General features: G+C 69.9%; 27 protein-coding genes. 12 read left to right on the top strand and 15 right to left on the bottom strand.

Annotated features, from left to right (window positions below):
- Positions 1–24 precede the first annotated feature (24 nt).
- Complete coding sequence (gene dacB, locus ABZW60_RS28435; protein ID WP_355481897.1) at positions 25–1,386, bottom strand: D-alanyl-D-alanine carboxypeptidase/D-alanyl-D-alanine-endopeptidase; 1,362 nt, start codon at positions 1,384–1,386, stop codon at positions 25–27.
- A 50-nt stretch (positions 1,387–1,436) separates the two neighbouring features.
- On the opposite strand from dacB, the gene ABZW60_RS28430 reads away from it, so the two are divergent.
- Positions 1,437–1,925: an inorganic diphosphatase gene (locus ABZW60_RS28430; protein WP_355481895.1), complete on the top strand. Its 489-nt coding sequence runs from the start codon at positions 1,437–1,439 to the stop codon at positions 1,923–1,925.
- Between the two features lie 21 nt (positions 1,926–1,946).
- On the opposite strand, the gene ABZW60_RS28425 is transcribed toward ABZW60_RS28430, so the two are convergent.
- Positions 1,947–2,384: a MarR family winged helix-turn-helix transcriptional regulator gene (locus ABZW60_RS28425; RefSeq protein WP_355481893.1), complete on the bottom strand. Its 438-nt coding sequence runs from the start codon at positions 2,382–2,384 to the stop codon at positions 1,947–1,949.
- 88 nt (positions 2,385–2,472) lie between these two features.
- Here ABZW60_RS28425 and ABZW60_RS28420 point away from each other — a divergent pair, with 88 nt between their 5' ends.
- The 3 genes from ABZW60_RS28420 to ABZW60_RS28410 all read left to right on the top strand — a co-directional run bounded on the left by ABZW60_RS28420 (position 2,473) and on the right by ABZW60_RS28410 (position 5,205).
- The gene (locus ABZW60_RS28420) at positions 2,473–3,432 is read left to right on the top strand and encodes a zinc-binding dehydrogenase (protein ID WP_355481892.1); all 960 of its coding nucleotides are present in this window, start codon (positions 2,473–2,475) and stop codon (positions 3,430–3,432) included.
- Between the two features lie 126 nt (positions 3,433–3,558).
- Entirely contained in the window at positions 3,559–4,449 is an 891-nt protein-coding gene (locus tag ABZW60_RS28415) for a LysR family transcriptional regulator (protein WP_355481890.1), read from the top strand.
- Between the two features lie 48 nt (positions 4,450–4,497).
- Complete coding sequence (locus ABZW60_RS28410; RefSeq protein ID WP_355481889.1) at positions 4,498–5,205, top strand: SDR family oxidoreductase; 708 nt, start codon at positions 4,498–4,500, stop codon at positions 5,203–5,205.
- Between the two features lie 45 nt (positions 5,206–5,250).
- Here the strand turns inward: ABZW60_RS28410 and ABZW60_RS28405 are convergent, their stop codons facing one another.
- The 4 genes from ABZW60_RS28405 to ABZW60_RS28390 form a co-directional block, all read right to left on the bottom strand.
- On the bottom strand, positions 5,251–6,669 hold the full coding sequence (locus ABZW60_RS28405) for a C40 family peptidase (protein ID WP_355481887.1): 1,419 nt from the start codon (positions 6,667–6,669) through the stop codon (positions 5,251–5,253).
- Between the two features lie 257 nt (positions 6,670–6,926).
- Entirely contained in the window at positions 6,927–7,739 is an 813-nt protein-coding gene (locus ABZW60_RS28400) for an endonuclease/exonuclease/phosphatase family protein (RefSeq protein ID WP_355481885.1), read from the bottom strand.
- Positions 7,740–7,856: 117 nt separating this feature from the next.
- On the bottom strand, positions 7,857–8,927 hold the full coding sequence (locus ABZW60_RS28395; protein ID WP_355481884.1) for an oxidoreductase: 1,071 nt from the start codon (positions 8,925–8,927) through the stop codon (positions 7,857–7,859).
- A 21-nt stretch (positions 8,928–8,948) separates the two neighbouring features.
- Positions 8,949–10,220, bottom strand: coding sequence for an RICIN domain-containing protein (locus ABZW60_RS28390; RefSeq protein ID WP_355481882.1), 1,272 nt, complete (start codon positions 10,218–10,220; stop codon positions 8,949–8,951).
- A 108-nt stretch (positions 10,221–10,328) separates the two neighbouring features.
- Between ABZW60_RS28390 and ABZW60_RS28385 the strand changes: the two genes are divergently transcribed.
- On the top strand, positions 10,329–11,270 hold the full coding sequence (locus ABZW60_RS28385; protein ID WP_355481880.1) for a bile acid:sodium symporter family protein: 942 nt from the start codon (positions 10,329–10,331) through the stop codon (positions 11,268–11,270).
- Here the strand turns inward: ABZW60_RS28385 and ABZW60_RS28380 are convergent.
- The gene (locus tag ABZW60_RS28380) at positions 11,246–12,091 is read right to left on the bottom strand and encodes a helix-turn-helix transcriptional regulator (RefSeq protein ID WP_355481878.1); all 846 of its coding nucleotides are present in this window, start codon (positions 12,089–12,091) and stop codon (positions 11,246–11,248) included. The genes ABZW60_RS28385 and ABZW60_RS28380 overlap by 25 nt on opposite strands.
- Positions 12,092–12,190: 99 nt before the next feature.
- Here ABZW60_RS28380 and ABZW60_RS28375 point away from each other — a divergent pair, with 99 nt between their 5' ends.
- Positions 12,191–12,931, top strand: a complete 741-nt coding sequence (locus ABZW60_RS28375) for an SDR family NAD(P)-dependent oxidoreductase (protein WP_355481876.1) — start codon at positions 12,191–12,193, stop codon at positions 12,929–12,931.
- On the opposite strand, the gene ABZW60_RS28370 is transcribed toward ABZW60_RS28375, so the two are convergent.
- The 4 genes from ABZW60_RS28370 to ABZW60_RS28355 form a co-directional block, all read right to left on the bottom strand.
- On the bottom strand, positions 12,920–13,219 hold the full coding sequence (locus ABZW60_RS28370; protein ID WP_355481875.1) for a thiamine-binding protein: 300 nt from the start codon (positions 13,217–13,219) through the stop codon (positions 12,920–12,922). The two genes, ABZW60_RS28375 and ABZW60_RS28370, sit on opposite strands and share 12 nt — an antisense overlap.
- Positions 13,216–14,781 carry an MDR family MFS transporter gene (locus ABZW60_RS28365; RefSeq protein ID WP_355481873.1) on the bottom strand — a complete coding sequence of 522 codons (1,566 nt, stop codon included), beginning with the start codon at positions 14,779–14,781 and terminating at the stop codon, positions 13,216–13,218. Before ABZW60_RS28365 ends, ABZW60_RS28370 begins: the two co-directional genes overlap by 4 nt.
- Positions 14,778–15,401: a TetR family transcriptional regulator gene (locus tag ABZW60_RS28360; RefSeq protein ID WP_355482989.1), complete on the bottom strand. Its 624-nt coding sequence runs from the start codon at positions 15,399–15,401 to the stop codon at positions 14,778–14,780. The genes ABZW60_RS28365 and ABZW60_RS28360 overlap by 4 nt, the downstream gene beginning before the upstream one ends.
- An 81-nt stretch (positions 15,402–15,482) precedes the next feature.
- Entirely contained in the window at positions 15,483–15,947 is a 465-nt protein-coding gene (locus ABZW60_RS28355; RefSeq protein ID WP_355481871.1) for an isoprenylcysteine carboxylmethyltransferase family protein, read from the bottom strand.
- A gap of 63 nt (positions 15,948–16,010) precedes the next feature.
- Here ABZW60_RS28355 and ABZW60_RS28350 point away from each other — a divergent pair, with 63 nt between their 5' ends.
- A complete protein-coding gene (locus ABZW60_RS28350) occupies positions 16,011–16,568 on the top strand; it encodes a hypothetical protein (protein WP_355481869.1) in 558 nt (185 codons plus the stop codon).
- On the opposite strand, the gene ABZW60_RS28345 is transcribed toward ABZW60_RS28350, so the two are convergent.
- Positions 16,550–18,178 (bottom strand): hypothetical protein, encoded by a 1,629-nt coding sequence (locus ABZW60_RS28345; RefSeq protein ID WP_355481867.1) that lies wholly within the window; start codon positions 18,176–18,178, stop codon positions 16,550–16,552. The two genes, ABZW60_RS28350 and ABZW60_RS28345, sit on opposite strands and share 19 nt — an antisense overlap.
- Positions 18,179–18,187: 9 nt before the next feature.
- Positions 18,188–18,853 (bottom strand): hypothetical protein, encoded by a 666-nt coding sequence (locus ABZW60_RS28340; RefSeq protein WP_355481865.1) that lies wholly within the window; start codon positions 18,851–18,853, stop codon positions 18,188–18,190.
- Between the two features lie 129 nt (positions 18,854–18,982).
- Here ABZW60_RS28340 and ABZW60_RS28335 point away from each other — a divergent pair, with 129 nt between their 5' ends.
- The 3 genes from ABZW60_RS28335 to ABZW60_RS28325 all read left to right on the top strand — a co-directional run bounded on the left by ABZW60_RS28335 (position 18,983) and on the right by ABZW60_RS28325 (position 20,567).
- Positions 18,983–19,414, top strand: coding sequence for a hypothetical protein (locus ABZW60_RS28335; RefSeq protein ID WP_355481864.1), 432 nt, complete (start codon positions 18,983–18,985; stop codon positions 19,412–19,414).
- 90 nt (positions 19,415–19,504) lie between these two features.
- The gene (locus ABZW60_RS28330; RefSeq protein WP_355481862.1) at positions 19,505–20,131 is read left to right on the top strand and encodes a sigma-70 family RNA polymerase sigma factor; all 627 of its coding nucleotides are present in this window, start codon (positions 19,505–19,507) and stop codon (positions 20,129–20,131) included.
- Entirely contained in the window at positions 20,109–20,567 is a 459-nt protein-coding gene (locus ABZW60_RS28325; RefSeq protein WP_355481860.1) for a hypothetical protein, read from the top strand. The genes ABZW60_RS28330 and ABZW60_RS28325 overlap by 23 nt, the downstream gene beginning before the upstream one ends.
- A 7-nt stretch (positions 20,568–20,574) precedes the next feature.
- On the opposite strand, the gene ABZW60_RS28320 is transcribed toward ABZW60_RS28325, so the two are convergent.
- On the bottom strand, positions 20,575–23,157 hold the full coding sequence (locus tag ABZW60_RS28320; protein ID WP_355481858.1) for a CHAT domain-containing protein: 2,583 nt from the start codon (positions 23,155–23,157) through the stop codon (positions 20,575–20,577).
- 97 nt (positions 23,158–23,254) lie between these two features.
- Between ABZW60_RS28320 and ABZW60_RS28315 the strand changes: the two genes are divergently transcribed.
- The gene (locus ABZW60_RS28315; protein ID WP_355481856.1) at positions 23,255–24,778 is read left to right on the top strand and encodes a S8/S53 family peptidase; all 1,524 of its coding nucleotides are present in this window, start codon (positions 23,255–23,257) and stop codon (positions 24,776–24,778) included.
- A 3-nt stretch (positions 24,779–24,781) separates the two neighbouring features.
- Complete coding sequence (locus ABZW60_RS28310; protein ID WP_355481854.1) at positions 24,782–24,976, top strand: hypothetical protein; 195 nt, start codon at positions 24,782–24,784, stop codon at positions 24,974–24,976.
- Between the two features lie 9 nt (positions 24,977–24,985).
- Here the strand turns inward: ABZW60_RS28310 and ABZW60_RS28305 are convergent, their stop codons facing one another.
- Complete coding sequence (locus ABZW60_RS28305) at positions 24,986–25,945, bottom strand: hypothetical protein (protein WP_355481852.1); 960 nt, start codon at positions 25,943–25,945, stop codon at positions 24,986–24,988.
- Between the last annotated feature and the right edge of the window lies 1 nt (position 25,946).

Raw genomic sequence — 25,946 nt, 5'->3', positions numbered from 1 at the left:
GTATGTCCCAACATGCGCGCCCGATCAGCAGCCGCAATTGGCCAGCGCGGCGGTCGCCCGGTCCAGGGCGGCGCGGGCGTCGAGGGTCTTCGGCACGGGCACGCTGTCGCTGGCGATCGCGAACACCAGGAGCGTGCCGGTGCGGTCACGGGCGTACCCGGCCAGGCTGTGGACCCCGGTGAGCGTTCCCGTCTTCGCGCGGACCATACCGGTCCCGGTGCCCGTCCCGGCGGTCGTGAACCGCTCCCGGAGGCTCCCGTTGAAGCCGGCCACCGGCAGACCGGTCAGCAGGTGCCGCAGCTCCGGGTGGTCCTTGGACACGGCCACCCGGACCGCACCGGCGAGCAGGTCGAGCGGGACCTTGTTCGCGCGGGTCAGACCGCTGCCGTCGTAGATCCGAGCCTTGCTGACGTCCAGGCCGAGCTTGGTCAGCGTGGCGCGGAGTCCTGTCACGCCACCGGCGTACGAGCCGCCGTTGCCGGTCGCGATACCGACCTGCCGCAGCAGGACCTCGGCCCCGTCGTTGTCGCTGTGCAGGTTCACGTACTCGACGATCTGGCCGAGCGTCGGCGACTTGACCTGGGCGAGCGGCGTGGCGGCGGCGGGCGCCTTCGCGGCCTTGGTCGCGGCGACCTTGATGCCGTACTGCAGCAGGAGCTTCTGGAAGGACGTGGCAGCCGCCTGCGCCGGGAGGGTCGACCGCTTGGCCATGCCGGGCGACAGGCGTCCTTCGTTGACCCAGAGCGCGGAGGTCGGGGCGGCGATGCCCTCAGGGACGTAGTTCGCTTCCCAGTTCGCGTTGATCGCCGGGCCGGAGAACAGCGAGGCGTCGTACCCGAGCGTCACCGAGGCGATGCCCTGCGCCTTCAGCGCTTTCGCCGTGCTCGCGGCCAGGGCCTGGAGGGTCGCGCGGGTCGGGAAGCCGTCGCTGGCGGAGGGCTTCACGGCGAGCAGCGGGTCGCCGCCGCCGACCAAGACGATCGAGCCCTTGCCGGCGCTGACCACCTTGGTGGCGAAGGTGCGGTCCGGTCCGAGGTTCGCCAGCGCCGAGACCGTGGTCAGCAGCTTCAGCGTGGAGGCCGGGGTGTACGGCGTCGCGGCCCCGACCGAGAAGACCGGCTTGTTGCGCGAGGCGTCGTACACGTAGATGCCGTGGTGCGGGCCGAGCGACGGGTCCTTGAGGATCGCCGTGAGCGCCTTGCCGACGCCGGCCGCGGTGGGTGCGGCGCCCTCGGTGGCGGCGGGCGCCAGGACGGCCGGCGCCTGTGCCGTGGCTTGCCGTGTGGTCTGCGCTGATCCGGGGACGGCGCGTGCGCTGCTCACCAGGCCGGCGCACAGCGCCGTCGCGACGAGCGTGACGAATGCCGCACGGGCAGGTCGGGCCACCGGGCTGCTCCTGTCATTCGGTCGGTCGGAACCGTGACAGTATCTGCCGTATGGAGTTCGACGTCTTCATCGAGATCCCCAAGGGCACCCGCAACAAGTACGAGCTGGACCACAAGACGAACCGTCTGCGGCTGGACCGGACGCTGTTCACCGCGACCCAGTATCCGTCCGACTACGGGTTCATCGAGGACACCCTCGGACAGGACGGCGACCCGCTCGACGCCCTCGTCCTGCTCCCCGAGCCGACCTTCCCGGGCTGCCTGATCCGCTCGCGCGCGATCGGCATGTTCAGGATGACCGACGAGAAGGGCCCGGACGACAAGGTCCTCTGCGTCCCGGCCGGCGACCCGCGCCAGGAGCACCTGCGCGACATCCACCACGTGCCGGAGTTCGACCGGCTGGAGATCCAGCACTTCTTCGAGGTCTACAAGGACCTCGAGCCCGGCAAGTCCGTCGAGGGCGCCACCTGGGTCGGCCGCGCCGACGCCGAGGCCGAGATCACCGCCTCCTTCGAACGCCTGAAGACCGAAGGCCACTAGTCGCCCGGTCCGGCCGGGAGATCAGCCCTGGTCGTCTGACAGCCGGCGGAGCAGGTTCAGCAACGTCTTGCGCTCCGCCGCGGTCAGTGGCTGCAGCAAATCCGTCTCGGCGGCGTGGATCAGCTCGTCCATCGTGGCGAGCTGCCGCTCCCCCGCCGGGGTGATCGCGACGATCTTCCGTCGCCGGTCGGCGGGGTCGACCCGCCGCGCCAGGAGCTCCAGCTCCTCCAGTTCGTCGAGCAGCGTGACCAGATCGCTGCGGTCGAACCCGATCCGGTCCGCGAGCGTCGCCTGTACGGCCTCGCCGTCGTCGGCCAGGCTCGCCAGCACATGGTAGTGCTGCGTCCGGACGCCGGCGTCGGTCATGTGCTGCCGCACCAGCCGCTGCGCGTGCTGGCTCGCCCGCCCCAACGCCCAGAGCGCGTGGTCGGACAGCCGGTGGTTCGGCGACTTCTTCACCGCACCAACTCTATTGGCAGCGGCGCCGCCTGCCATTATCGTGGGAATCACCCATTATTTATAGATCCCACGATATGGAGCACCCACCATGCGCGCAGTGCGCTTCCACCGCCACGGCGGTCCCGACGTCCTCCAGCTCGACGAGGTCGCCGTCCCCGAACCCGCTCCCGGCCAGGTGCTGATCCAGGCGGAGGCGATCGGGGCGAACGCGATCGACACCGTCCTCCGCCGCGGGAACTCCCCCTGGGACCGCCCGCTCCCCGGAACACTGACCGGCGACGTCGTCGGCCGCGTCGTCGAGCTCGGGCCCGGCACGCCGCCCGGCCTCCTCGGCCAACGGGTCAGCGCCCTGTCGGAGGACGCGTTCGGCGACTACGCGGTCGCCGACGCCGCCTTCCTCGCGCCGATCCCCGACGACGCCGACGCGGGTGAGGCGACCATGATGTCGATGACCGCCCCGCTGGCCCTGCGGCTCCTCGAGGCGGGCCGCGTCCCGGCCGGAGGCACTGTCCTGATCCAGTCGGCCGCCGGCACCGTCGGCCACCTCGCCGTCCAGCTCGCCCGCTCGTACGACCCGAAGACGATCATCGGTACGGCGTCCTCCGCCCGCCGCCTGGACTTCATCCGCGAGCTCGGCGCCGAGCCCGTCGACCTGACCGACCCCGCCTGGCCGGACCGGATCCGCGCGATCGCTCCCGACGGCGTGGACACGGTCCTCGACGCGATCGGCGGCACCGTCTTCACGCAGGGCCTCGACCTGGTCAAGCCGCTCGGCACGATGGTCTCGTACGGTGCCATCACCACCGAGGTCCCGATGATCCCGGCGCTCGGCCTGCGCTCGCGATCGGTGACCGGGGTCTCCCTCTACGGCTGGCAGCAGGCCCGTCCGGACGAGGCGCGCGCCGACATCGCCGAGGTCACCCGGCGCTGGCGGTCCGGCGAGCTCCGCCCGGTCGTACACGCCACCCACCCGCTCGCCGAAGTCGCCCGCATCCACGAAACCCTCGACGCCCGCGCAAACCTCGGCCGGCTGGTCGCGACGCCCTGAACCGCATCGAGGGGTTGCCCACTGAACTGACCGGTCGCCCCCTCGTATTTTCGGTGGGCAACCCTCCAGCTGAGTGGGCAACCCTGCGGCCCGGGCGGTCCACCGGTGCGGAACTAGAATCGCCGGGTGGAGCTTCGGCAGTTGCGGTACTTCGTGGGCGTCGCCGAGGAGCTGCATTTCGGGCGGGCGGCCGCGCGGCTGTACATCTCCACCCCGACGCTGAGCCAGCAGATCAAGCAGCTCGAACGCGAGGTCGGCACCGGCCTACTGATCCGGCACAGCCGGGGCGTCGAGCTCACCCCGGCCGGGCAGGTCTTCCTGGCCCGCGCCCGGGAGACGATCCAGGCGGCCGGCCTGGCGCTGAAGGACACGCGCCGGGCCGCCGGCCTGGACGAGCCGGTCCTGCGGCTCGGCCTGCTGAACGGCGTCCCCGGCCGGCTCCCGGCCGCCCTCGAACAGCTCGCCGCCGAACGCTTCCCGGCCGGCACGATCACCCTCGAGGCCGGCACCACCACCGACCAGCTCCGGATGCTCGACGCCGGCGAGATCGACCTCGGCCTGGTCCGCACCCCTGTGACGTTGCCACCGGCCATGACCTCCGAGCCGCTCGCCGACGAGGAGCTCGGCGTCCTGCTGACCGCGACCCATCCGCTCGCCGGCGAACCCGTGCTGACGGTCGACGACCTGACGGACCTCGAACTGATCTGGATCCCCCGCGCGGCGGCGCCCGAGTTCTACGACGACGCGATCGGCCGGATCGGCCCCGGTGTACGGCTGAGCGACATCAGCATGAGCCACTCGCAGCTGCGTTCGGCCCTGCTCGTCCGGCGCTCCGCGTTCAGCCTCGGCTCCCGCCGCGCCGCCACGCCGGACATCGTCTGGCGGCCGCTCGCGGGCCGTCCGCTGCTCGCACGGTACGCCGCCGTGTGGCGCACGGACTCGACCAATCCGGTGCTCCGCGCGATGACCGTTAGTCCCGGCCTAACGGTCGTTAGGCAACACGACGTGGTGGACTGACTCCCCCGGTGGTTGGCTCGAATCGTCAACCACCGAAGGAGAAACACGTTGCGGGAACACGTCGTGATCGTCGGCGGCAGCTCCGGTATGGGCCGCGCCCTCGCCGCCGAACTCGTTGCCCAGGGCAGCGAAGTCACCATCGCCGGGCGATCACCGGACAAGCTCGACGCGGTCCGCCGGGAGCTCGGCGTCCGGACCGTCGCCATGGACCTCGGCGTCGAACAGGACATCGAACGGCTCTTCGCCACCACCGGCAAGGTCAGCCACATCGTCACCACGGCCGCGGACGTCGGCGGTGCCTACCAGCCGATCGCGGCGTACGACGTCCGCGCGGCACGGTCCGCGGTCGACTCCAAGCTGCTCGGGCCGTTGCTGCTCGCCAAGCACGGCGCACCGCTGCTCGAGCCAGGCGGCTCGATCGTGTTCACGTCGGGCATCGCGGCGTACCGCCCGGGTCCTCGCGCGTCGTTGCTCGCGGCACTCAACGGCGCACTCGCCTCGCTGGCCGCGGCGCTCGCGGTCGAGCTCGCGCCGCTGCGCGTCAACGTGGTCTCACCGGGCTGGGTCGACACGCCGATCTGGCAGGACGTCGCCGGCGACGCCGCACCGGAGACACTGGCCGCGATGGCGGCCCGCCGGCCGGTCGGCCGGATCGGCCGGACCCAGGACATCGCCGCGGCGATCATCGCCCTGCTGCGCAATGGGTTCATCACCGGCACCGTTCTGCACGCCGACGGCGGACACCGGCTGGCCTAGGAAAGGAGCGTCCCCGGCAACGCGCCGTTGCCGGGGACCGCTGGATCAGGGGCGACCGAAGAAGTCCGGGGGCTCCCAGTAGTACACGCTGTCGATCTGCACCGGCTTGCCGGTCCGCGGCGCGTGGATCATCCGGCCGTTGCCGAGGTACATCGCGACGTGGTGGATGGTGCCCGGGTCGTCGGGATCCAGCGACCAGAAGATCAGGTCGCCGGGCCGCAGCTCGTCCTCGTCGATGTGCTGGATCTGCTCGTACTGCGCGACGCTGTAGTGCGGCAGCTGCACGCCGGCCTTCTCCCAGGCGCCCTGGGTCAGCCCGGAGCAGTCCCACCGGTTCGGGCCGGTCGCGCCCCACAGGTACATGTCGCCGAGCTGCCGCATCGCGAAGTCGATCGCGGCCTGCGCGCCCTTCCGGGTGCCGTGGCTGCCGCCGTCGTTGTCGCGCGGCGGGGTCGGCTTGTGCCGCTTCGGCGGGTTCTTCTTGCCGCTGTCCTGGTCCTGCTTCTGCTGCTCGCGCTCCTCGCGGGCCTTCTCCGCCGCCTCGCGGGCCGCCTCGGCCGCCTCCCGGCGCCGCTCGGCGGCCTCCCGGGCGGCGATCCGGCGCTTCAGCTCGGCGGCCTTCCGCGCGGCCAGCTCGGCGGCGCGCTGCCGGGCGAGCTCCTCGAGCCCGCGCTGCCGCTGGGCGGCGACCTGGACCGAGATGTTCTGCAGGGTGGCGAGCTGCGCGATCGACTGCTTGCGCTGGACGCCGATCGCGGTCACCGCGGCCGACTGCGCGGCCTCCGCCGCCTCGGCCGCCTTCTTCGCCTTGGCCGCCTCGTCGGTCGCCTTCTTGACCTTCACGACCGCCTGGTCGGCCTGCACCTTGAACAGGTTCGTCATCACCTCGGTCGCGGTGAACCGCAGATACGACCCTTGCATCGCCGACGACACCGAGTGCGCCGTGCCGGCCGAGTCGAGCAGTTCCTGCGGGCCCTCCGCGGTGAACAGCGGCGCCAGCTTCGCGACGTCGCCGCCACCTTGGTACGACGCGGCGGCGAAACGGCCGATCTGCTGCCGCTGGGCGGCCAGCGTCTTCTGCGCCTCGGCGGCCCGGGCCGCGGCGGCGGCCGCCTCGGCCTTGGCCTGCTGCAGCCGGTAGACGGCGCCGTTGTACGCCTCGTCGGCGATGCCGGACTGGACGCCGAGCTGCTCCAGCCGCGCGGCGGCGGCGGCGAGCTGACGCTCGATCGCGGCGACCTGGGCGGCCTTGGAGGCGGCGGCCTGCTTGGCACGCTCGACGGCGGCCTTGGACGGAATCACCGGCGGCTTCGGCTTGGCGGCCTCGGCCGGGAGGGTGGGCACGGCCATGGCACCGGCCAAGCAGATCGCGAGCACCCCGGAGAGCAGCACCTTGCCTGCCCTGCCGGTCTTCCCAGCACTCGTGACCCGCCCGCCGGACGTGGCCCTGAGGGGCGTCCGCATCGGGATGGTTCCTTCCGCCGGTCACGAACCCCTTCCCCAGGGTTCGTGAACTTTTGGTCCTCCTGGACCACATACGTGACACTAGTTGCCTGCAGCCCCATTGGGAACAGTTTTCACACAAGTATCTTTGTTTCACCCGTGTGTCGACTTGACAAACTACAAGCTTGTAATTCCGCGAATCCGCAGGTGGGCGCACGAAAACGCCCCTCCGGCCGGCGCCGGAGGGGCGTTTCCGATGGCCAGGTGCGGCCGCTGATTCAGCTCAGGACGAACGAGGCGACCACCGGCAGGTGGTCCGAGGCCGGCGTCACCGGGACGGCGGCCTTCGTCGGGCGCAGGCCCGCGCTGTGCAACTGGAAGTCGATGCGCTTGGTCGGGTTGTCCGCCTCGATCGTGTAGCCCGGGCCGGAGCCGACCTCCTCCCAGGTGTCGTCGTACACCGCGGTCAGCGTCTTGATCTCCGGCTTCTCCGGCGTCGCGTTCAGGTCGCCGACGAGCAGGGTCGGGGTCTTGGAGCCGCTCAGCAGCTCGACCACCTTCTGCGCCTGCTCGAGCCGTTCGGCGTTGTTGTTGCTGGTCAGGTGCGTGTTCGCGAACCGCAGCTTGGCGCCGCGCACCGTGATGTCCGCCACCGCCAGACCGCGCTGCTCACCGGTCGGGTAGAGCGGCAGCAGCGTGTTCTCGAAGTCCTGGATCGGGTACTTCGACAGGATCGCGGTCCCGTACTGGCGGCGCGGCTCGCCCGGGTTCAGCGGCGGGAGGTCGAGGTTGGCGGCGTACGCGTAGTGCATCTTCAGCCGCTGCGCGAACCAGGCCGGCTGGTCGACCCAGTCGCTCCGCTCGGACCAGTGCCGGTCGACCTCCTGCAGCCCGATCACGTCGGCCCCGGACTGCTCGATCAGGGCGGCGATCCGCTCGAGATCGAGGACGCCGTCGATCCCGGCGCCGTGGTGGATGTTGTACGTCATGACGGTCAGCGGCCGGCCCGGACGACCCGCGTCGGGCTGAGCCGCGGCGACGGTGGGGACCACCATCAGCAGCCCGACGAGAACGGTCAGCAATTTACGCATGACCTCATCCTTCCGGAAAACCGGCGACACCCGCGCGACGAACGGGTGTCGCCGGCCTGAACGTGCGAGGGCGGCTGTGGACCCCGCGCGGAAGGAGCGGGGTCCGCAACTGCTCGCCTAGTGCACCAGGCGGCCGACGGCGCCCTGGGCGCCGGAGGCCCAGCAGCCGGCGTTCGCGCCGTGGCCGGCGCACTCGACGCTGTCGAAGCTGCCGTCGTAGAACTGCTTCCAGCTGCGGCCGCCGTCGAGGCTGACGTCGCTGCCGGACGGACCGACCGCGATCACGGTCGTCGGCGACCACGGGACGAAGTGCGACCCGCTCCGGTAGCCCTTCGGCGCCTTGTCCGCCGGCACCAGCTTCCAGGTCCGGCCGCCGTCGGACGTGACGGACGCGGCCTTCACGGCCTCGGTCGGCTTGAGGAAGTCGCCGCCGACCGCGACACCGAACAAGCTGTTCCGGAACGCGAGGCTGAAGATCCCGGCCGCCTCGCCGCTGGCCATCGGCGAGTCCGAGACCGTCCAGCGCCGGCCGCCGTCGACGGTCCGGAACACCCGCGGCCGGTCGCCGCCGCCGCTCGCGAACCAGGCCGTCCGGCCGTGCCCGGCGACCAGGCAGGTGCCGCTCGCCGCGAACGCGAACTCACCGGCGAGCGCGGCCGGCATCCCGTCGTTCGGCTGCACCGTCCAGGACTTTCCGCCGTCGGCCGTCGCGGCGATCCGGAACTTTCCGTCCACCGGGTCGCTCAGTGCCAGGCCGTGCTTGTCGTCGTTGAACGCGATGCAGTCGTAGAACGCGTTCGCGTCCGTGTTCCGGAACGTTTCCGTCCAGGTCTTTCCGCCGTCGGCCGTGCGGTAGACCCGCGAGTCCTCGCCGGTCCCGATCGTCAACGCGACCGCGCGCTGCGCGTCGAACGCCTCGACATCGCGGAACTGCAGCGCCTCGGCGCCGGCGGGACTGACGTTCTGCCAGTGCTTCCCGCCGTCGACCGTCCGCAGCACCGTCCCGCCGGACCCGCCCACCCAGGCGACGTTCTTGCTGACCGCCGCGAGCCCACGGAACTGCGCCGTGGTCCCGGTCGGCGTCAGCTCCCAGCGGTACGACGATCCGCCGTGAGCCTGGGCGGGCACGACCTGACCCATCAACAACAGACCTCCTGCCGCCAAAGCGGCCACACGCAGGATTCTCATGCGCCGCAATCTAACGGGCGGTCAGGCTGGCGTCAGCTGGAAAGACTGAGCAGTTCCTCCGTTGCAGGTGAGTTGGACGAGTTGGGTGCTGTCGGCGGCCGAGCCGTTGGGGACGGTGAGGCACTTGTTGCTGAGGCGGCTGACGAAGTGGAAGTAGCCGCTGCCCTCGGGAACGGCCTGCCACTGCTGGTTGTTTCCGCCGCCGTACGTCCACAGCTGGAGACCGGCGTTGTCGGCCGCGGAAACGCCGGTCACGTCGATCACCTTGGTGGCGTCGTTGCGGTTGTTGACCCGCGTGAAACCGCCGGACGTCGGCTGGAACTGGAACTGCTGCGCCTGCGTGCCGTTGCAGCTGTACTGCTGGATCACGGTCCCGTTCGCGACTCCGGCCGCGCGGGCGTCGACGCACTTCCCGTTGGCCTTGTTCGCGATCTTGTACCAGGCGGTCGGCGACGGCTGGTCGGCCGGCGGCGTCGTACCGGCACCGCCCAGCCATTTCAGCGCGTCCATCATGAACTGGTTCTGCGCCGGACTGTCGAAGGTCGACGAGAGCCGGGTGTTGGTCTCGTAGTTCATCGCGTTGTGGCCGAAGTTCGCGTAGATCATCTTGTAGTTCTTGTTGGTCCAGACGATCGGGTAGTAGCCGCTGTACCAGGACTGGTTCGGGTCGGTGCCGACCGGGAAGCTGGAGGCGTCGATCGAGGCCAGGATCTGGATGTCCGGGTTGTTCCGCAGGTCGTTCTGCCAGCTGTACCACTCACTCACCGAGGAGCGGAACGTCGCGCCCGTGTTCACCAGGGCCGGGTGCGAGCGGTTCTCGGTCCGCAACGTGACCGCCGTCGGGCCCCAGGTGTTGGACTGGAACCGGCCGGTGCCGAGCAGCGTGTTGTTGAACCACGGCCAGCCGCCACTCGCGTCGTTGTACGCGGTGACATGGAAGCCGAAGAACGCGCCGCCGTTGTCCATGTAGTTCTTGAACCCGTTGCGCTGGGCGTCGGTGTGCGGCGAGTCGTCGAGGAACATCACCACCTGGTACTGCGAAGCACTCAGGTTGTTGAGCTGGTCCCAGTTGTTCGTCGCGGTGTAGGTGAAGCCGTGCTGCGCTCCGAACTCCGGAAAACGCTGGTTGGCCTCTTTCTCGAAGTCGATATGGGCGGCGTCCCAGGTGCCGCTGTAGAACGCGAGCACCTTGAAGGTCGCCTGGGTTCCGGCGACCGCGGTCGAGGTCAGGCCACTGATCAGCAGCACCAGGGCGAGCAGGAATGCGGGCAGGCGAAATCGATCGGAAAGCATGGGGGGCGGACCTTTCCGTAAGAACGCTCTGTAAATTTCAGAACTTAAATTAACTCATGATCTAAAGGTGGTAAAGACTCCACCGGTCCCGGAACCAAGCCCGACATCTTGCCGCCGTCCCGCACCGCTGTCACTCTGGGCCACCGACTTCCGAAGGAGCCGCCGATGAACGACTCGGTGCTCACCTCCGTCCTGCTACCGGTCGCGCTCGCGATCATCATGTTCGGCCTCGGCCTGACGTTGACGGTCGCCGACTTCAGCCGGGTGCTACGGATGCCCAAGGCCGTCCTGGTCGCGCTCGGGACCCAGGTGATCCTGCTGCCGGTGATCTGCTTCGGTCTGGTCACGTCGTTCGATCTGGAGCCCGCACACGCCGCCGGCATGATGCTGCTGGCGGCCTCCCCCGGCGGCACCACGGCGAACCTGTTCAGTCACCTGGCCGGCGGCGACGTCGCGCTCAACGTCTCGCTGACCGCGGTGAACTCGGTCCTCGCCGTGGTCACCCTGCCGATCGTGGTCAACCTGTCCCTCGCCTACTTCCTCGGCGACGGCCAGATCGGCCTGCAGCCGCTGAAGATGCTGCAGGTGTTCGCGATCGTGCTGGTCCCGGTGGCCCTCGGGATGCTGGTGCGGAGCCGGCGGCCCGGGTTCGCGGCGCGGATGACACGACCGGTGAAACTCGGCTCGATCCTCGTCCTGGCCCTGGTGATCTTCGCCGCGATCTACACCGAGCGCGCCCATGTCCTCGACTACCTCGCCGCGGTCGGCGCGGTCGCCCTCCTGCTGAATGTCCTCAGCCTGTTCTTCGGGTACGTCGTGCCGAAGCTGGCCCGGTTGGGTGAGCGGCAGTCGATCGCCTGCTCGATGGAGATCGGCATCCACAACGCCACGCTCGCCCTCACGATCGCGCTCAGCCCGGCACTGCTCGGCAGCAGCGAGATAGCGATCCCGGTCGCGGTCTACGGCATCGTGATGTTCTTCCCGACCGCCGCGTTCGCCTTCTACCTCAGCCGTCGTCCGACGGGTCAGCGCGCCGGATCGAGTGTCTGACTTCCCAGCACCGCCAGCAACTCCAGCTTCTCCGCGCTCTCACTGCCCGGCGTGGCGGTGAAGACGATCAGTGTCTGCTGCTGGTCCCGGTTGTCGATCAGTTCGCAGTACAGCTCCAGGTCGCCGACCACCGGATGGCGGAAGCGTTTGGTCCGGCTGTGTGCGACGACCACCTCGTGCGCGTCCCAGATTGCCGTGAACTCCGGGCTCAGCTTCTGCAACGCTCGCGCGATCGAGGCGGCGTACGACTTCGGGCCGTCGACCCTCGCGACCGTGCGGAGCATCGAGACGAGCAGCCGGCTGTGCGTCGAGAGCTCGGGTTCGGCGTACAGCGTCCGGGACTCCGGATGCGCGAACCAGCGGTAGACCTCGCTGCGCTCCATGCCGTCGAAGTTGGTCAGCTCGCCGGCGAACGCGACGTGCGTCGGCGTCTGCGCGACGACCTCGCCGCACCGGTTCAGCAGCATCGCGGGCGTGTCGTGCAGGCGGTCCAGGATCCGCAGCATGCCGGGGTCGACGTGGCAGGCCCGCGTCGTGCGTGGCGGCGTACCGTGGCCGGCCAGCAGGAACAGGTGGTCGCGCTCCTCCAGCGTCAGGCGCAGCGCCCGCGCGATCGCCCCGAGCATCTCCACCGACGGCTGCGGTCCGCGCCCGCCCTCGAGCCGGCTGTAGTAGTCGGCCGACATCGACGCCAGCGCGGCGACCTCCTCGCGGCGCAAACCCGGCGTACGGCGCCGTCGGCCGCGGGGCATCCCGACGTCCTCGGGCTGCAGGGCCTCGCGGCGTTTGCGCAGGAAATCGGACAGGTCGGCGTACTCCATGCATCCAGTGTCCACGGGCCCCGGCGGTTATCCACTGCCTGCCGAGCAGTGGCTGAGCGCAGCCTGGTTGCCCACGGCATCCGACTCCAGGCTGGAGGCATGAGAACAACTGGCAACACGATCTTCCTCACCGGCGGTACGTCGGGTATCGGCCTCGAACTCGCCCGCCGGTTCCGCGACCTCGGCAACACCGTGATCATCAGCGGCCGGCGCCAGGACCTGCTCGACAGGATCGCCGCCGAGGACGGCATCGCGGGCGTCCCGCTGGACGTCGCGGACCCGGCGTCCATCCGGGCGGCCTTCGAGCAGGTGACCAGCCGGTACGACGTCAACGTGCTGATCACGATGGCCGGCATCATGCAGGTCGAGGACCTCCGCGATCCCGCGCATCTGGAGACCGCCGAGCAGACGATCGACATCAACCTGCTCGGCACGATCCGCACGATCGCCGTGTTCACGCCGTACCTGCTGAAGCAGGCCGACCCGGTCATCGTCACGGTGTCGTCGGGTCTCGCCTCGGTCCCGCTGACGATCACGCCGACGTACAGCGCCACCAAGGCCGCGATCCACAGCTACACCCAGAGCCTGCGGATCCAGCTCGCGGACACCGGGATCCAGGTCATCGAGGTGGTCCCGCCCGCCGTCCGAACCGCGCTCCTCAACCAGGAGAACGACGAACGCGCGATGCCGCTGGACGAGTACCTCGACGAGACGATGACGCTCCTCCGGCAGCACCCCGACGCCGACGAGATCCTCGTCGACCGCGTCCGCTTCCTCCGCGACGCCGAACGCGAGAACCGCTACGCCGACGTCCTCGGCGTCCTGAACTCAGTCGGCTAACGCCTGCTCGATGCGCTCCACCTTCGCGGTGAGCTGGCCGGTGTAGCCGGGGCGGATGTCGGCCTTCAGGACCAGGCTGACGCGGGGTGAGGCCGCGGCGACCGCCTCGACCGCCTGTTTCACGACCGCCATGACCTCGTCCCACTCGCCTTCGATGTTCGTGAACATCGCGTTGGTCTCGTTGGGAAGACCGGAGGCGCGGACGACGCGGACGGCCTCGGCCACCGCTTCGCTCACGCCCCCGGTCTCGTCACCGGCTGACGGGCTGATGCTGAATGCGACGATCATGCATCCAGGATGTCAGGCTCTTCCTGGGCGCGGCGCTCGGCGCCGGAGGTGGTGAGCAGGGGCTTCTCCTTGATGAAGAGGACCGCGACCAGGGCCAGCACCGCGAACGGCACCGACATCATGAACAGGTCCGCGGTCGCCGCGCCGTACGCGTTCTCGACGATCGTCCGGACCTGCGGCGGCAGCTCGGCGATGTTCGGCACCGCGTTGCCGGCGCCGGAGGCGGCGCCGCCCGGGTTCAGCGTCTCGGTGACCTTGTTCGCCAGGATCGCGCCCAGCACGCTGACGCCGATGGTGCCGCCCATGCTCCGGAAGAAGCTGACCGCGGACGTCGCCGCCCCCAGCTCCCGGGCCGGTACGTCGTTCTGCGCGGCGAGGACCAGGTTCTGCATCACCAGGCCGATCCCGACGCCGAGGACCAGCATGAAGCCCCACAGCATGTACTTCGAGGTGTGCGCGTCGATCGTGCCGAACAGCGCCAGCCCGATCGGCAGCAGCACACTGCCGACGACCAGGTAGATCTTCCAGCGGCCGTACTTGGTGATCAGCCCACCGGCGATCGTCGACGCGACCATCATGCCGATGATCAGCGGCAGGCTCATCAGGCCGGCCTTGGTCGGCGTGTAGCCCTGGGCGATCTGGAAGTACTGCGCCAGGAACACCGAACCGCCGAACATCGCGACACCGACGAGCGCGCTGGCGATGATGGACAGCGTCACCGTGCGGTTGCGGAACAGGTCCATCGGGATGATCGGCTCCGGGTGCCGGCGCTCGACCAGGACCGCCGCCACCAGCGCGACCAGCGCGACCGCGACCAGTCCGAAGCTCCAGCCGGACACCCACTCGAACTTGTTGCCGGCGAACGAGGACCAGACCAGCAGCGTGCTCACGCCGCCCATGATCAGCACCGCGCCCCACCAGTCGATCTTGACGTCGCGGCGCACGGTCGGCAGCTGCAGCGTGCGCTGCAGCAGGATCATCGCGGCGACGACGAACGGCACACCGATCAGGAAGCACGCCCGCCAGCCGAGCGGCGAGTCGACCAGGAAACCGCCGAGCAAGGGCCCGCCGACGGTGGCCGACGCGAAGATCGCGCCGAAGATGCCGGAGTACCGGCCGAGCTCGCGCGGCGGGATGATCGCCGCCATCACGATCTGCACGAGCGCGGTCAGACCGCCGCCGCCGAGGCCCTGGAGCACCCGGCTCCCGAGCAGCACCTCGATGTTCGGCGCCAGGCCGGCGACCAGCGAGCCGACCACGAAGAAGCTCAGCGACAGCTGGATCAGCAGCTTGTTGTTGTAGAGGTCGGCGAGCTTGCCCCACAACGGCACGGTGGCCGTCATCGTCAGCAACTCGAGGGTGACGACCCAGGTGTACGACGATTGGCTCGCCCCCAGGTCGTGGATGATCCGCGGCAACGCGGTCGACACGATGGTGCCGGCCAGGATCGCCACGAACAGGCCCATCATCAGGCCGGACATGGCCTGGACGGTCTGCCGGGGCGTCAGAGTGGTGCTGACCTCACCCGCCGCGTCGGGCGAGGGTGACGAGGTCGTCGTCATGAGTGACCTTTCTGCTGGTGGACCGGCCCGAAGTCGGGATCGGTGCCTCGGGCAAGTAGTTGGAAGCCTTCGTCGAGCAGGTCGCGGATCGGGCGGTCGGGTGCGGTCTTGTGCAGCTCGACCGCGACCCGGCAGGCGGTGCCGGCGGCGCTGACGATCAGGCCCGGCCGGATCGATCCGGCCGGTTCGCCCATCCGCTCGGTGAGCGCGGCGGTCAGCTGCCGCTCGTCGTCGATACTCGACAGCATCAGCTGGTACAGCAGGCTCGGCGAGCTCATGATCAGCTCGCCGCGCCGGGACAGCTGGCCGTCGCTCTCCAGGTCCCGCAGGACGTCGTGGACGATGAACCACATCGTGGTCAGCGGCGACTCGTCGGCCGGTGCCGTCCGCATCCGCTCCAGCGCCGCCTCGAGGTGCTCGGGGTTGCGCGCGAGGATCGCGTGCTCCTTGTGCGGGAAGTAGTTGAAGAAGGTCCGCACCGAGACGTCGGCCGCCTCGGCGATCTCCTCGACCGTCACGTGGTCGGGCCCCTTCTCCAGCGCCAGCCGCAGCGCCGCGTCGGTCAGCGCCGCCCGCGTCTGCTGTTTCTTGCGCTCCCGCAACCCGCCCTCGATCTGCATCACGCACACCAGGCTACGGACAAACTTGCACTCACTGCAAACAATTATCGACTGCAACTTTGCAGCCGTGCAGCTTACTCCTTACCGTCGCGGACGCCGGGGGATCCAGGCCGGTACGGTCCGGCAGTACTCCTCGTACCGGCGGCCGTACCGCGCCCGCAGGACCGGCTCCTCGTACCAGCGCACGAACGACGCCATCACGGCCCACGCGAGTACGCCGTACGCCAGCACCCACCCGTCGACGAAGACCAGCGCCTGGCCGAGGATCGCCGCCACCACCCCGACGTACATCGGGTTCCGCACGAACCGGTAGTCGCCGCCGACCACGAGCTCCTCGGTCGGCGCGACCGGGGCCGGCGTACCGCGCCCCTCACGGACGAAGCGGACGAACGCCCGCAGTACGACGAACGCACCGGCCGCCACGATCACGAACCCCGGCCAGAACCGCGGCGCGGCCCACCCGCTGACCCACCACGGCAGGACTCCGGCGACCACGCACGGGGCCGCGAAGAAGAACACCGTGCTGCCGAGGATCGCTTTGACCATGGGGATCCCTTAGAATGTAGGGGCAGCCTCCGGCACGGTTCCCGTGTGCGGAGGCTTTTGTGTATGACGACTCTTCTTTACAAGGCCGCCGGTGACATCCGCGGTGACGACATCCTGCCGCTCAACCAGCTACGGGTGCACTACCCCGACATCTACGCACGCGAGCTCGCCAAGTACGCGGCCCGCCTGGAGACCCTGGACAACCCGGTCTACCCGCTCGACTGCTGCTGGGCCGACGTCGTGTTCCTGTCCCCCGTCCACCCGGCCCCGATCTTCGCCGCGCTCCAGATGTCCGGCCGCATCGGCCCCGCCACCCTCGACTACTGGACCCTCGATGCCACCCTGCTCGATCCCGCCGACACCTGCATCCTGCTCAAACGCCACGACCCCGAGCTCCGCCCGCAACCTCGCGAAGACTTCATCCCCTACACCCCCGACGCCGCCGCGGCCCTCTCCACGCCGCCGGACCGCGCGCTCGACCGACTCCGCAACCTCAATGCCACTGAACCGCTCTACCCCTGGGCCGACATCCCCCACATCCTGCACCGCGGACCGATCCCGCTGAACCTCTTCAGGACCCCGGCCGGCGCGGTCGTGACCCGCTACGCGACAGACGCGTGAGTCGTCCACCAGGTGTAGAGCTCGTCGAGGTCGAGGGACTCGTCCTGCGCGATGACCAGGACCGCGGCGGTCTCGTTGCCCCAGAGGATCGTCGCCTTGCCCGAGCGGGCGGTGTAGCAGGCGAGCGGGCCCTGCGGGATCTCGTCGGAGGTCCACGTGGTGCGGTGATCGGCCCCGGTCTCGCAGTCGCCGGTTTCCATCTCCCCGACGTAATCGTCGAACGACGCCTGCAGCGCCGTCCTGCCGGGGTAGACGAAGTAGCTCACGGTCTCCGGCATCGCCGCACCGAGCGGCGTACAGTGCACGACCAGCTCGGCCGGGTCGTCGCTTGCCGCCGTACCGGGGACGCAGGTTTCCCGCAGATCCGACGGCAGTCCGGCGATGAAGTCCGCCGTCGGGTCCGCCGTCGGGTCGATCGGAGTCGGCGTCTCGACCGGAGTCGGCGTCTCGACCGGCGCCGGAGAGACGGGGCCCGGCAGCGGCACGGGCTCGGGCTGGGGCTCAGACGTCCCACCGAAGATCTCGTAGGCGAACCTGGCGGCGGCAGTCTCTCCCACGGTCAGGCCGGCGACGAGTCCACCGGCGAGCAACAGGAGCGACGCCAGGACCGCGATGCCTTGGGCGCCCGGCAAGGGGCGGTGGCGGCCGAGGTCGGCGAGAACGCTGTCCAGCTCCCCGGAAGCCGGCGCGGCCCCCGCGCGGAACGCGTGGTACCCCGCGGGCTCCCGCACGGCGGCGAACGACAACAGTTCGAGGTACCTGTTGGTCGCGTGCGGCGTGGAGTGCAGCAGCTGCGAGAGCCGCAGGATCGCCCGGCGCCGTGCCCGCAGCGCCTGCGCCACGAAGCCGCCGTCCTGCAGGTGCGCCACGATGTCCTTGCCGACCAGGTCGCGATAGAAGGCGTGCAGGCTCACATCGAGATCGCCGCAGCAGGCCAGCGCGATCCGGTCACCGGTGTACACCGTCGCGCGGTGCCACGGCGCGACGAAGACACCGACCAGTTTCGGCAGCACCATGCCCTGCAGGATCGCGAGGTACGGCGACCACGTCGTGTGCCGCGCCTTCAAGGCGCCGACGCACGTGGCCAGCAGGAACACGAACTGCCCGCGCTGCCGCTGGTCCGAGAGGTCGCCGATCACGTCCCCCTCGACCAGGATGAAGCGGACGCCGAAGAAGCCGATCACCGTGACCGGCGGCGAGCCCTCGCCCAGCGAGCGGCTGGTCTTGTTCACCACGAAGACGTCCAGCCGCCGGTCGTAGGCCAGCCGCTCGCGCACCTCCTGGACGACCTCGTCGACGTCCGGGAGCGTCGCGGCCGCAACATGCACCGCGTTGGCGAGCAGCTGGATCCGCATCAGCATCCAGGTCACGACCGCGATCAGGATCACCGCCGTCAGGACGACGATCGCGGCCACGACCTCGAGGACATGTCCGGTCGACAGCAGGACGAACGCGGCGACGGCGACGACCGCGGTACTCGCGACACAGGCCAGCGCGAAGCGCGACCCCTCGGTCGGATGCCGCAACGCATCCACGTCAAGCCGTCCCGGGACGGGCCGCTGCCCGGCACTCTCCGGCTGGTAGGCCTGATACATCGGCGGCGTACTCATTGGTGCCCCCTACGGCTGTTGATCGGTTCTCGCTTGCCGCTGCGCGCGGGCCGTCGACGTCGAGTTGGCGCCGAAGTAGAAGGCCGCCACGGCGGTGACCAAGGTCGCGACGGTCGTGACGAGCTGCTTCGCGAGATCGTCGGAGGTCGCGGTGTTGGCTCCGCCCTTCTTGAGCGTGACGTCGTACACCGTGGCGCCGCCCTCGGTCCGGGGCTGCACCTTCTGGATCTCGCTGGTCGGGATCTCCGCGAACCGCTCGCTGGTGATTCCGGTCAGTTCGCGCTCGGGCGTCAGCTCGGTCTTCGTGCTGTTGAACAGGAAGACCGCGGCGATGAAGAAGAGCATGATCAGCAGCAGCGCGATGACCGCGCGGACGCTCCCCTTGGGCAGGCCCATCGCCTCCTGCCGGTCCTCGAGATGCAAGCGTTTGAAGACGATCGTCAAGGTGCAGACGACAAGGATCAGCACCACCGCGGTCGCGACGAACACCAGCGACAGCGCGGCTTCGGGCCCGCCGTCGCCCCGCTTGGCCAACTGCCCGAGCAGCAGGACAGCCGACGCCAGCACCACCACGGCGACAACACCGGAGGCGGCGAGGGCGCGGACTGCCGTCAGCTTCTGTGCCTCGGGCTGACCCGGGGCCGAACCCTGAGGTTCGCTTGTTGAACTGGTCATACCCGCACGGACCGGCCGGGACCGCCCGCAGATACCTGCCGGAGCCGATGTATCTGGCGCCGTTCGGACCGGGTCCGTCCAGTAAGAGCCCCTGATCAGCAGGGGCATCGACTTGGGGGGAAACCCGACATGGCAGATCCGAACTTCGACGGCCTTGCGGCACTCGAGGGGTCGGTGACCGCGGTCGCGATCATCGATCACGACGGCAACCCGAACCGGGTCATCGACGACCAGTTCCCGTTCGACGTCATCGTCAAGTGGACCGTCACGCCGCCGGCCACGGCCACGCTGCTGGACGGCACGTGGACCGTCAAGGTGTACGCCGAATCGATCGGCCCCGGCCCCGAGGTGCTGATCGGCACCCGGAACGAGCCGGCGAACGGCGGGCCGGCGTACAGCGCGAAACTCACCGTCCTGCCCGGCACGCTGCCGGCCGACGTACCGCCGGACTCCGGCGTGTACAAGCTCGTGGTGGTGATCACCTACCGGACCGCACTGAACGTGCTGACCGAGATGGCCGCCTTCCGCGAGGGACCGACGTTCCTGCTTCGCCGGCCCTGAGCCGGACGAGGACGAGCGAGCACGTCACCGGAGGAGGGGCCGGTGACGTGCGCCCGCCCAGGAACTCACCCGAACCAACTGGGAGCGGGAATGGAAGAAGATGTCTCGCCCGTCACCGCACTGGTCGCCGCGGCGGCCGATCGTGACCAGCAGGCCTGGCGCGAGCTCGTCCATCGCTACGCGCCGTTGCTGGTCTCCGTCATCCGGGGATTCCGCCTGACAACGAGCGAGATCGAGGACGTCGCACAGACCGTGTGGCTGCGCCTCGTCGAGCACCTGGACAGCCTGCAGGAGCCGCAGGCGATTCCGCGCTGGATCATCACCATCGCGCGGCGCGAGTCCATCAGGTACCTGTCGACCCAACGCCGGCTCCGCCCCAACGACCCACTGGACCTCGAGTACCAGGCAGTCGCCGCCGACACCGCGGACCTCGACGCCGGCCTGTTCCAGGCCGAACGCCACCAGGTGCTGCTGGCCGGACTGGCCGAACTGCCCCGCCGGCAGCGTGACCTGCTGTTGCTGCTGATCCAGGACCCGCAACCGTCGTACGCCGAGATCAGCAAGCACACGGGGATCCCGGTCGGCAGCATCGGCCCGACCCGGGCACGCGCGCTCGAACGACTCCGCAGGTCTGATCCGGTCGAGGCGTACGTCGCATCCTCGCGGCCGCCCGAAACCTCAGGAGATGATCGCCATGACACCGCGACAATGGGATGACGACGACCGCCTCATCGCGGATCTCGCGGCGGCGGTGCGCTCCACGGAGCCGTTGGCGAGCACGATCGCGGACCATGCCGAGGGCGCTCTCGCCTGGCGGACGATCGACGAGGACCTGGTGCGCGCGAGCCTGACGTTCGACTCCTCACTGGCGCCGGCGGCCGGCACCCGGACCGAGCCCGGCGAGGCCCGGGTCCTGGTCTTCAGCTCCTCCCCGCTGTCGGTGGAGGTGGAGGTGATGCACTCCGAAGTCGTCGGCCAGATCCTTCCACCCAGTGCGGGCGAGATCCTCGTCGAGACGGCCGACGGTGCCGAGTACCACGTCGACGTCGGCGAGTCGGGCTTCTTCGAACTACCGGTTCTGCCTGACGGCCCGGTGCGGTTGCGCTGCGACACAGCCACCGGCCGCGTCGTCACCGAATGGGTGCAGCTGTGACCGGCGCTCATGCCCCGAGAGCGATGAACGACTGCGCCGTCGCTCGCAGCGAGTCGCGGTCGCGGGCCGACGTACGATTCCAGGCGAGTGCTTCGGCGAGGCCGTCCCCGGCCCGCAGCCGGCCGTGCAGACCGAGCATCAACGGCACGGTCGCGCGGTCGCTCACCGGGACGACGCTCGCCACCACCCCTGCGGATCCGAGTGCGATCAGCGCACTGACCAGGCCGAGCAGCTCGTCGGCACCGCTGGGTCCGCCGAGCGCGGAGCTGCAACTCGACAGCACCACACGGTGTGGAGCCCGCTCGAGCCGTTCGAGGTCGTACACGGTCAGCGGACCGTCGTCCAGCTCGAGCGCCGAGAACAGCGGACTGTCCGCACGGAACGTGCCGTGCGCGGCCACATGGACCAACGAGGCTCCGTCGATGGCCTCGAGCACGACGTCGGCCGTCGCCTTCCCGTGCGCGAGCACGACCGCCCCCGGATACAGCTCGGCGAGGCGCTGTACCTCTTCCGCACCGGTCGAAAGGTGCGGCCCGCCGACCAGCACGACCCTTTCGGTCAGCGGTGCTACGGCGTTCCGCGCGCGCAGCCACGCCGCGGCGGAAGGGACCACCGAGGTCGGTCGATGCCGGAGCGAGGGCAACAGGCTCCACGGAACAGCGTGCAGCCGGCCGGTCGGCACGACGATCACGGCCCCGTCGTCGAGGTATCTGACCACGTCACCCAGCAGCGCCGTCTCGAGCCGGTCGGCGATGAGATCGACGTCGAGCTCGCCGGCGCCGCGCCCGGTCGCCTCGCGTCGCAGTGCGAACAGCGTGTGGGACAGGCGATGAGTCGCCACCGCGGTCGGCCCGATCGGCACCCGCCGGACGCGACCGCGCGCCACGACGACGGCGTGCAGCTGGTCGTCGACATCGGTCAGTTCGATCAGGCTGCGGTCTCCGAGGTGGGCGAGCAGGTCGGCGATGCGGAACGGGTCGGGCCGGTCGCCGGCCGCGGACGGCGTCAGCAGCACCCGGCGGCGGACGGCGTGCTCGAGGCGGCGACGCTCGCGGTGCAGCGGACCGGATCCGTGCCTGCGATCGTGGCTGCTCTCCATCCGGTGGGTCAGGTTGCGCAACGCCGCGAGGTCCGCCACCAGGGAGCCGTCGGCCTGCGGCCGCACCGGCGGAATCGCGAGGACCGTCGCGCGCCAGCGCTCGCTCCACTCGAGTACCTGCCGGGCCGTCCCCCGCTGCACGACGTACCGCAGCGCGAGCGCCGCGAGCTCCGCACCTTGGGCGGTGGCCAGGACGCGCAACTCGGTGGCGCCGAGCGTACGTACGTAGATCTCGATCAGGCTCAGTCCGCGACGGCACGCGGCGAGCATCGCGCGCGAGCGGCCGTCGCCCTGCTCGAGAAGGGCCTTGGCGAGCCAGCCGGCGCCACGCGTGCGCAAGCCGCGATTCCGGGCTCCGGCCGCCACGCTCAGATGGCGTACGGCGTCGGCCCTGTCGTCTCGGGCCAGCGCGAGCCGGCCGGTCAGCAGATGCGCCTCGACCGCGAGGTCCGGGTCGAGCTCGTCCAGCTCGGCACTGAGCCGCCGGCCGGTGTGAACGAGCGACGTCGCCCGTACGCCGCCGGCGGAGCGGGACTGCAGCAGCGAAAGCTCCGCGCGTGCGGCCCACCAGGGCCGTTGCTGCCGCCGGAACAGCCTCAACGCGTCACGGCTCCGGCGCTCAGCCAGGTCGAGGGAGCCGGACGCGTGCGCTGCCAGGCCGGCGCACAGCAGCAGCTCCGCCCGTCGCGCCGTCGAGCCGTGCTGTTCCTCGATCCGGTCGAGTGCGCCGTCGATCTCCGCCGATGCTTCCCGCGTCAGGCCGGCCGCGAGCAGGACGAGGCACTTGTTGGCGTAGAGGTCCGGCTCGAGGATGCCCAGCTCCTCATCGACCTGTTGGGCGTCGTCGAGATACAACAGGGCGGTCGGCAGGTCGCCGCGGGCGAAGGCTGCGGCGCCTCGCGCCTGCCGCGTGTCGGCGTACTCGGCCTGTTGACCGCATTTCGCGAACAGCTCCTCGCTGAGCGCGTAGTCCTGGTCCGCACGCTCGATCGCGCCCATCGCGAGCAGCACCATCGCGCGGTGCGTCAGCGCGCGGGCCTGCCAGACGAGATCGCCGCTGTCGGTCAGCAGAACCACTGCTCGCTCGGCATCCGCGAGTGCCTCGTCGTACCTGCCGAGCAAAGCGCCGTGGACCCACGCACGGCGGATCAGGAGCCGGCCACCGAGCACACCACCCCGGCCGGCGACCACCGCGTCGAGCGCGGCCAGACCACGCTCGGTGTGACCGGCCATGGTGAGTGCCACGCCGAGCGTCGCGAGGATCTCTGCCTCGCGATCGGGATCGGCCGCCCGGCGCACGGCCCGGTACGCCGCCTTGAGCTCCACCACCGCCTCATCGATGTCGCCGAAGTCGCGGTGCACCAGCCCCGCCGCGTGGTGGGCCGCCGCCGCTTCGGCGTCGGAGGGATTGTTCGCGAGCACGTCGCGGGCGAGCCTGAGGGCGTCGGCGGGCCGCGACAAAGCCAGCGCGTGCAATTCGTCGGCGTCCACGACAGATTCCGTCCTCCCCTGACCCGGACCTGGTCCGAGCGTAATACGCCGCCCGCAGATCAACTCCGGCATTTCCAGAACCGACGAGGGGGAACAAATGCCAAAGCAACGACGGCTCCAAGAAGCACTCGGTCTGATCCTCGACGAGCCGGCTCCGAATGAATTCGAGCGTTTGACCGCCGAAGAGCTGGAACGCCGGCAGCGCGAACGGCGGCACGGCACGCCGGCCGCGTGGCCGGACGACTGGCGAAGAGTCAAGAAAGTCGACTACTTCTATCGCCGGGACACCATTCTGGTCCGTACCGACGATGTGGATCTGGTCCTGCACGCGTTACGCGAGGATCAGCAGACACCGGAGGAGCGCGAGGCCGCGCGGGATCAGCACGGACCGATCCTGTCCGAGGACATCGCGATCGACCGCCTGCCGGTGATCGACGGCGTGACGGGCCTGGTCTGGCGTTACGGCAGGACGGCCGAGCGGGTCCGCGGCAACCGGCCCGGCCACTTCGGTGGCACCGGCTTCGGCCGTGAACCTGACGGCGATGGCCCCGACCTCCTCGCGACGCCCTACGTTCTGCGCCGGCTGGACGAGCGGATCGGCGTCGGGAAAGCGACTCCCGACCATGCGCTCTCGTTGTGCGGCAACGGCCACCCTTGCCCGGCGACCGAGCCGGCGGTGGTGTCGGCCGCGGCGATGGGTCCGGTACCGGCGACGACCACCGGGATCTGTTGCGGGACGCCGGGCTGGGACGGCGACGGGGTGCGGGTCGGCGTCGTGGACGGCGGCCTGGTCAAGGACGCCACGACGATGTGGCCGTGGATGGCCGGCATCCGCGGGGACCGTGAGGATCCCTATGTCGCGGGCAAGCACATCAAGCCGTACGCCTGCCACGGCACCTTCGTGGCCGGCTGCGTGCGGACCACGGCGCCGAAGGCGCAGATCCGCGTCAAGAAGGCGGAGTACGTGGACTCGCGACCGTGCGCCGGAATGGCCTACGAGCACGAGATCGTCCAGCGAATGCACGAATTGCTGAACTGGGGCGCAGACGTGATTGTCTGCGAGTTCGACGGATTCACCCGATTCCATCGGCCGATGCACACGTTCGACGCGTTCTACGACAAGCGTTTGCGTCATGTGAACGCGGTGGTCGTCGCGCCGGCCGGAAACGACGCGACACCGAAGCCGACTTTTCCGGCGGCCTATTCGTGGGTGATCGGCGTCGGCTCGCTGACCGCGAACGGCAACAGCCGCTCCGGCTTCTCCAACCACGGCGGCTGGGTCGACGTCTACGCTCCCGGCGAGGAGTTGGTGAACGCCTTCGCCGTCGGCGACTACCGGTGCGTCGAGAAGCCGCACAAGTGGCGGCTGGGATTCCGGGGCCTCGCGAACTGGAGCGGTACGTCGTTCTCCGCGCCGCTCGTGGCCGGGCTGATCGCGGCCCGGATGTCCGCGACCGGCGAGAACGCTCCGCGGGCGGCGGCGGCCCTGTTGCGGTTCGCTCTTGATCAGGCGCGTCCGGGTATCGGTCCGATTCTGCTGCCACACCAGGCGTGCGGGACGCCGCGGAAGTCCTGCGGTACCGGATGCGATTGCGCCTGCGGATGCGCGGTGCTGTCATGAGACATGGCCCGCACGCATCGGATGGAATGCACCGCCGGCCCCGCCGGCCTGCTGTTCGAATGTCTTGACGGCTGCGGCCGTCGTGTCGTCGTCGACGGAGCGACCGGCGACCTCACCATCGTCGACCACGGCGACCGCACCGCCCTCCACCAGGCCTCCAGCGGCGGCGTCGAGATCGCGTCCACGTCGGTGGACTGAGCCGCCCCTTCAAGGCCGGCGCTCGGGTCCCTGGGGGCGCCGGGTGACGGAGTATGCCGAACCGCTGCCGGCCGAATAACTGCCCCAGCCGGACGCCCCGCGCCCGGGTGCGGCCACGCCACGGAACGACACGGTCCTGGCGAAGTACTGCCCGGCGACGGACCGGCCCTCCTCGAACGCCTTCCGGCCGATCGCGCACGACCGGCTGAAGATCTGGTGCGAACCGAGCGCGGACAGCTCGGGAAGCTTCCCGAAGTGGTTCCACATCGCCTGCGTGATCCGTCGCTCGGCGGCCTCGCGCTCCCTGGCGAAGCGCGGGTCGCCGAGACCGTAGCGATCGGCGATGATGCCGGTCGCGACGGCCCACTTGCCGGTCGCGTTGACGACCGCCATCCGCCGCACGATCTCGAACCGATCGGTGTTGTCGAGCCCGGCGAGTTCGTAGGCCAGCGTCTCGGTCGCGGGGGTGAACCTCTCGTAGGCCGGGAACGCGACCACGTTCTTGATCCCGGGGGCGACGCGGTCGAGCTGGAACTCGTCGATGTAGTCGTCCAAGGTCTCGTGGCCGTAGCTCTCGGTCACGCCTTCCTCGAGCGCCCGCACCGCCGCGAAGCGGAAGTCCAGCTCCGCGTCCGCATGCTCGGTACCGGGTCCGGCGAGCATGTGCAGGTTCTCGTGGTACACGATCGCGAGGGCCTCGCGGTAGCGCAACAACGTCGCATCGTCCTGCTGCTGCCCGGCCTGCAGGAACATCTGCTGCAGCGGACGCAGCACGCGCTCCTCGTCGTACCGGATGGTGTGGTCCCAGCCGGCCGTGCCGAGCACCCGGAGTCCGTCGTCCGTCAGCTTGTAGGGCTGCGCCTCGTACGTCCCGTTCCAGCTGGAATGGTCGGCTCCGCTGACGTTGACGGCCGCCACGTGCTGCAGCCGCATGAACTCGTCGAACGTGGCAGGTTGCGGTAGCGGCATC

Source organism: Kribbella sp. NPDC003557 (assembly GCF_040610805.1).
Taxonomy (GTDB): Bacteria; Actinomycetota; Actinomycetes; order Propionibacteriales; family Kribbellaceae; genus Kribbella.
The sequence above is the reverse complement of the archived record's forward strand: the minus strand, read 5'-3'. Positions and strand labels throughout refer to the sequence as shown.

Excerpts from the sequence above, each read along its gene's own strand:
- ABZW60_RS28350 (WP_355481869.1), top strand. The coding sequence starts at position 16,011 with ATGACGACTCTTCTTTACAAGGCCGCCGGTGACATCCGCGGTGACGAC.
- ABZW60_RS28420 (WP_355481892.1), top strand. The coding sequence starts at position 2,473 with ATGCGCGCAGTGCGCTTCCACCGCCACGGCGGTCCCGACGTCCTCCAG.
- ABZW60_RS28355 (WP_355481871.1), bottom strand. The coding sequence starts at position 15,947 with ATGGTCAAAGCGATCCTCGGCAGCACGGTGTTCTTCTTCGCGGCCCCG.
- ABZW60_RS28330 (WP_355481862.1), top strand. The coding sequence starts at position 19,505 with ATGGAAGAAGATGTCTCGCCCGTCACCGCACTGGTCGCCGCGGCGGCC.
- ABZW60_RS28325 (WP_355481860.1), top strand. The coding sequence starts at position 20,109 with ATGACACCGCGACAATGGGATGACGACGACCGCCTCATCGCGGATCTC.
- ABZW60_RS28380 (WP_355481878.1), bottom strand. The coding sequence starts at position 12,091 with ATGGAGTACGCCGACCTGTCCGATTTCCTGCGCAAACGCCGCGAGGCC.
- ABZW60_RS28365 (WP_355481873.1), bottom strand. The coding sequence starts at position 14,781 with ATGACGACGACCTCGTCACCCTCGCCCGACGCGGCGGGTGAGGTCAGC.
- ABZW60_RS28340 (WP_355481865.1), bottom strand. The coding sequence starts at position 18,853 with ATGACCAGTTCAACAAGCGAACCTCAGGGTTCGGCCCCGGGTCAGCCC.
- ABZW60_RS28400 (WP_355481885.1), bottom strand. The coding sequence starts at position 7,739 with ATGCGTAAATTGCTGACCGTTCTCGTCGGGCTGCTGATGGTGGTCCCC.
- ABZW60_RS28345 (WP_355481867.1), bottom strand. The coding sequence starts at position 18,178 with ATGAGTACGCCGCCGATGTATCAGGCCTACCAGCCGGAGAGTGCCGGG.
- ABZW60_RS28310 (WP_355481854.1), top strand. The coding sequence starts at position 24,782 with ATGGCCCGCACGCATCGGATGGAATGCACCGCCGGCCCCGCCGGCCTG.
- ABZW60_RS28405 (WP_355481887.1), bottom strand. The coding sequence starts at position 6,669 with ATGCGGACGCCCCTCAGGGCCACGTCCGGCGGGCGGGTCACGAGTGCT.
- ABZW60_RS28390 (WP_355481882.1), bottom strand. The coding sequence starts at position 10,220 with ATGCTTTCCGATCGATTTCGCCTGCCCGCATTCCTGCTCGCCCTGGTG.
- ABZW60_RS28335 (WP_355481864.1), top strand. The coding sequence starts at position 18,983 with ATGGCAGATCCGAACTTCGACGGCCTTGCGGCACTCGAGGGGTCGGTG.
- ABZW60_RS28360 (WP_355482989.1), bottom strand. The coding sequence starts at position 15,401 with ATGCAGATCGAGGGCGGGTTGCGGGAGCGCAAGAAACAGCAGACGCGG.
- ABZW60_RS28305 (WP_355481852.1), bottom strand. The coding sequence starts at position 25,945 with ATGCCGCTACCGCAACCTGCCACGTTCGACGAGTTCATGCGGCTGCAG.
- ABZW60_RS28315 (WP_355481856.1), top strand. The coding sequence starts at position 23,255 with ATGCCAAAGCAACGACGGCTCCAAGAAGCACTCGGTCTGATCCTCGAC.
- ABZW60_RS28370 (WP_355481875.1), bottom strand. The coding sequence starts at position 13,219 with ATGATCGTCGCATTCAGCATCAGCCCGTCAGCCGGTGACGAGACCGGG.
- ABZW60_RS28375 (WP_355481876.1), top strand. The coding sequence starts at position 12,191 with ATGAGAACAACTGGCAACACGATCTTCCTCACCGGCGGTACGTCGGGT.
- ABZW60_RS28430 (WP_355481895.1), top strand. The coding sequence starts at position 1,437 with ATGGAGTTCGACGTCTTCATCGAGATCCCCAAGGGCACCCGCAACAAG.
- ABZW60_RS28395 (WP_355481884.1), bottom strand. The coding sequence starts at position 8,927 with ATGAGAATCCTGCGTGTGGCCGCTTTGGCGGCAGGAGGTCTGTTGTTG.